Source organism: Mesorhizobium sp. M5C.F.Ca.IN.020.32.2.1, assembly GCF_004023105.1.
Taxonomy (GTDB): Bacteria; Pseudomonadota; Alphaproteobacteria; order Rhizobiales; family Rhizobiaceae; genus Mesorhizobium; species Mesorhizobium wenxiniae.
Genome location: NZ_RZSX01000554.1, coordinates 1 through 4349, shown reverse-complemented (window position 1 = coordinate 4349; position 4349 = coordinate 1). Strand labels below are relative to the sequence as shown.

At 65.0% G+C, this 4349-nt stretch carries 4 protein-coding genes and 1 pseudogene; all 5 read left to right on the top strand.

Annotation, left to right across the window (positions count from 1 at the left end; genetic code table 11):
- Positions 1–390, top strand: a pseudogene (locus EOA86_RS24105) (MoxR family ATPase); the annotation flags it as partial.
- 4 nt (positions 391–394) lie between these two features.
- Positions 395–1633 (top strand): VWA domain-containing protein, encoded by a 1239-nt coding sequence (locus EOA86_RS24100; protein ID WP_128343956.1) that lies wholly within the window; start codon positions 395–397, stop codon positions 1631–1633.
- Positions 1634–1673: 40 nt separating this feature from the next.
- Positions 1674–2012, top strand: coding sequence for an XdhC family protein (locus tag EOA86_RS24095; RefSeq protein ID WP_065008152.1), 339 nt, complete (start codon positions 1674–1676; stop codon positions 2010–2012).
- Between the two features lie 10 nt (positions 2013–2022).
- The gene (locus EOA86_RS24090) at positions 2023–2760 is read left to right on the top strand and encodes an XdhC family protein (RefSeq protein ID WP_127208943.1); all 738 of its coding nucleotides are present in this window, start codon (positions 2023–2025) and stop codon (positions 2758–2760) included.
- 66 nt (positions 2761–2826) lie between these two features.
- The coding region (locus EOA86_RS24085) for a molybdopterin-binding/glycosyltransferase family 2 protein (RefSeq protein ID WP_128343954.1) at positions 2827–4349 on the top strand (1523 nt) is incomplete at its 3' end.

Genomic DNA, 4349 nt, shown 5'->3' with positions numbered 1-4349 from the left:
GTCATCATCACCACGAACCGCACCCGCGAGATCCACGACGCGCTGAAGCGGCGCTGCCTCTATCACTGGGTCGATTATCCGAATGCCGAGCGCGAACTGGAGATCGTGCGTAGGAAAGTACCGCAGGCCAACAGCCGGCTGTCGGCAGAGGTGGTTTCGTTCATCCAGAAGCTGCGCCAGATCAAGCTGTTCAAGGTGCCGGGGGTTGCCGAGACCATCGACTGGGCCGGCGCGCTGACCGAACTCGACAGGGTGGCGCTCGATCCGGAAACCGTTTCCGACACGATCGGCGTGCTGTTGAAATACCAGGACGACATTGCCCGTGTAGCACGGGGCGAAGGCCGGCGCATCCTCAACGAGGTGAAGGCCGAGCTTTCGGCGGCGGAGTAGGGCGATGGCAACGCCGCGTCGCGAACCGAAAGAGGCCAGGCCGGACGGGCGAATCGCCGACAACATCGTGTATTTCGCCCGAACCTTGCGCAAGGCCGGCATGCGGGTCGGCCCGGCCTCGGTCAAGGACGCGATCGAGGCGGTGCTGGCCGCCGGCATCGGTTCCCGCGACGATTTCTACTGGACGCTGCACGCTGTCCTCGTCTCGCGGCACGAGGACCACCAAACCTTTGACGAGACGTTCCGGCTGTTCTGGAAATCGCACGAGCTGATCGAAAAGATGCTGGCGATTTTTTCTCCGGTGGCGCCTGATATCAGAGAGAAGCAGAAGCCGCGCGCTGCGGAAAACCGCGTCAGCCAGGCAATGTTCGAGGGCCACCAGAAGAACCAACCGGCGCAAGAAATCCCCGAGATCGAGGTCGACGCCCGCTTCACATGTTCCGGCAACGAGGTGCTGAGGGGCAAGGACTTTGCCCAGATGAACGCCGCCGAGATGGCCGACGCCAAGAAGGCGATTACCGCGTTGCGGCTGCCCTTCGACATGGTCAGGACACGGCGTTTCAAATCCGACGCGCATGGCCGACGTATCGATCCGCGCGCCATGATGCGCTCGGCCGCGCGGACAGGCGGCGAACTGATCCTGCCAAGATTCCGGTCACCGCGCGAGGTTCACCCGCCGCTGGTCGTGCTTGCCGATATTTCCGGTTCGATGAGCCAGTACACGCGCATCTTTCTGCATTTCCTGCATGCGCTGACCGAAAAGCGCCGACGCGTGCATGCCTTTGTCTTCGGCACCAGGCTGACAAATCTGACGCGGCAGATGCGCCATCGCGATCCTGACGCAGCACTCGCCGATTGCTCGGCTGCGGTGATGGACTGGTCGGGCGGCACCCGCATCGGCGATACGCTGGCCGAATTCAACCGGCTGTGGTCGCGGCGCGTGCTGGGCCAGGGCGCGGTGGTGCTGCTGATCACCGACGGGCTGGAGCGCGACGACATCGCCGGCCTGTCGGAGGAAATGGAGCGCCTGCACAAATCCTGCCGGCGGTTGATCTGGCTGAACCCGCTGCTGCGCTTCGACGGTTTCGAGGCCCGTGCCCGCGGTGTCAAGGCGATGCTGCCGCATGTCGACGAGTTCCGCTCGGTACACAATCTCGATGCGCTCACTGATCTCTGCGAGTCGCTGGACAAGAATTCGACGCGCTTGGTCGACCCACGCAGATGGATTGAAGGTGGCGCGTGAAGCGCCGCATAGCCATATGTTTTCTCCGGGAGAAACGGTGATGGAAAATAGTATCTATCTCGATGAGGCGCGCGATCCCCTGATCATCGCCGAAGGCTGGATGAAGGACGGCAAGGATGTCGCCATTGCCACCGTGGTCGAAACCTGGGGCTCGGCGCCGCGTCCCGTCGGCAGCCATCTTGTCATAGACGCGGAAGGCAATTTCCACGGCTCCGTCTCTGGCGGCTGCGTCGAAGGCGCGGTGGTCACCGAAGCAATCGATGTCATCGACAGCGGCAAGGCAAAGATGCTGGAGTTCGGTGTCGCCGATGAGACCGCCTGGCAGGTTGGCTTGTCCTGCGGAGGCCGCATCAAAGTCTATGTCGAGCGGTTGGGTTAGGCCGGGCACGATGGATCCTTATGCGCTGAAGACGCTGAACGCCGAACGCCGCGCCCGCCGCGCGGCGATCCTGGTCACCGATCTCGGCGACGGCCGCGACCGCATCGTGCGCGAGGGCGACCAGGTCGCCGGCGATCTGGGCGCTGCGATCGCGAAGGCGTTTCGATCAGGCAGTTCCGGGTCGGTCGAGGCGGAGGGGCGAACTTTCTTCCTTAACGCCTATCTGCCGCAGCCGCGCCTGTTGGTGATCGGCGCCGTTCATATCAGCCAGGCACTGGCGCCGATGGCCAAGATCGCCGGCTTTCCCGTCGAGATCGTCGATCCGCGCACGGCCTTTGCCACCGCAGGCCGCTTTCCCGATGTCGCACTGCATGCCGAATGGCCCGAGGATGTTCTGAAGCGCCAGCCGCTCGACAGCTATACGGCGTTGGCAGCCGTCACCCATGACCCGAAGATCGATGACTTCGCGCTGAAGGCGGCGCTCGACGCCAACTGCTTCTATGTCGGGGCGCTCGGCAGCCGCAAGACCCATGCGAAGCGCGTCGAGCGCCTGCTGGCATTGGGCGCGACCGCCGACCAGATCGCCCGCATCCACGCGCCGATCGGCCTCGACATCGGCGCAGCGAGCCCGGCCGAGATCGCCGTCGCGGTGCTGGCGCAGGCGATCCAGGCCTTTCGCTCGCGTGGCCTCGAAGCCTCCGCATCGGCCCAAAGATCGGAATCGATTTTGGAGAAGCACGATGCGTAGATTCAAAGTAGTAGAGCGTCCTTTGCGCGTCCAAGAGGACGCGCGGCGCTCTACGGACGCGGCGGCGTGAAATTCGGCCCGATCCCGATCGACTCGGCCGAGGGCGCGGTGCTGGCGCATGCCACCACGGTCGGAGAACGGCGTTTCCGCAAGGCGCATCGGCTGAGCGCCGATGATGTATCTTTGCTCAAGGCGGCAGGGATTTCGGAGGTTGTCGCGGCTGTTCTTGCTCCCGACGATTTGAGCGAGGACGCTGCCGCCGAAAAGATCGCCGAAAGCATGATCCATCGCAACATCGAGGCCAAGCCCGCCGCCACCGGCCGGGTCAACCTGCACGCCGAGGCGGGCGGCATCTTCACTGTCGACGCGGCGAAGATCGACGCCATCAACGCCGTCGACCCGACCATCACCATCGCCACGCTGGCGCAGCACGCACCGGTCGAAAAGGGCCAGATGGTGGCGACCGTGAAGATCATTCCCTTCGCGGTCGGCTCCGTGCTGGTCGATGCGGTGGCAAGGATCTGCGCCGGCAGCGAGATCTTCGCTGTCAATGCCTATCAGCCGGTGCGTGTCGGCGTCATCCAGACGGTTCTGCCCGGTATCAAGCCGAACGTGCTCGACAAGACGTTGCGTGTCACCGAAGCCCGCCTGGCGCGCTCGGGCGGCCGGCTGGCGGCGGAGCGCCGCACGCCGCATGAAGTTGGTCCCGTTGCGGAAGCTGCGGCCTCGCTGGCGCGCGACAACGACATGGTGGTGATCTTCGGCGCTTCGGCGATGAGCGATTTTGGCGACGTCGTCCCGGCGGCGATCGAGAAGGCCGGCGGCATCGTCGTCCGCGCCGGCATGCCGGTCGATCCCGGTAATCTGCTGGTGCTCGGCACACTTGGCGGCAAGCACGTCATCGGTGCGCCCGGCTGCGCGCGCAGCCCCAAGGAGAACGGCTTCGACTGGGTTCTCGACAGGTTGATTGCCGGTCTCGACGTGACGGCCAAGGATATTGCCGGCATGGGTGTCGGCGGTCTGTTGATGGAAATCCCGACGCGGCCTCAGCCGCGCGAGCCGCTGCCGGCCAGGGCCGAGTTGAAAGTCGATGTCGTGCTGCTGGCCGCCGGTCGCTCCAGCCGCATGGGCGGCCCGAACAAGCTGCTGGCGCTGTTCGACGGCAAGCCGCTGGTGCGCCGCACCGCCGAGCGCGCGCTCGGTTCGAAAGCTTCGGGCATCATCGTTGTCACCGGCCATCAGCGCGAACGCGTACACGCCGCATTGTCGGGCCTGGATGTGACCTTCGCCGGTAATCCGGATTTCACCGAGGGCCTGTCTTCGTCGCTGAAGGCCGGCATCGCCCGGGTTGCCGGCGATGCCGCCGGCGCCATGATCATGCTCGGCGACATGCCTGGCGTCTCGTCGGCCGACCTCGACAGGCTGATTGACGCATTCCGCAAGTCCGAGGGCCAATCGGTCGTACGCGCCTCGCATGAGGGTAAGCGAGGCAACCCGGTGCTGCTGCCGCGCTCGCTGTTTGCGGCGATCGCTCATCTCGAAGGCGATACCGGCGCGCGCCATCTGGTCGAGGCCGAGGGGCTCGATGT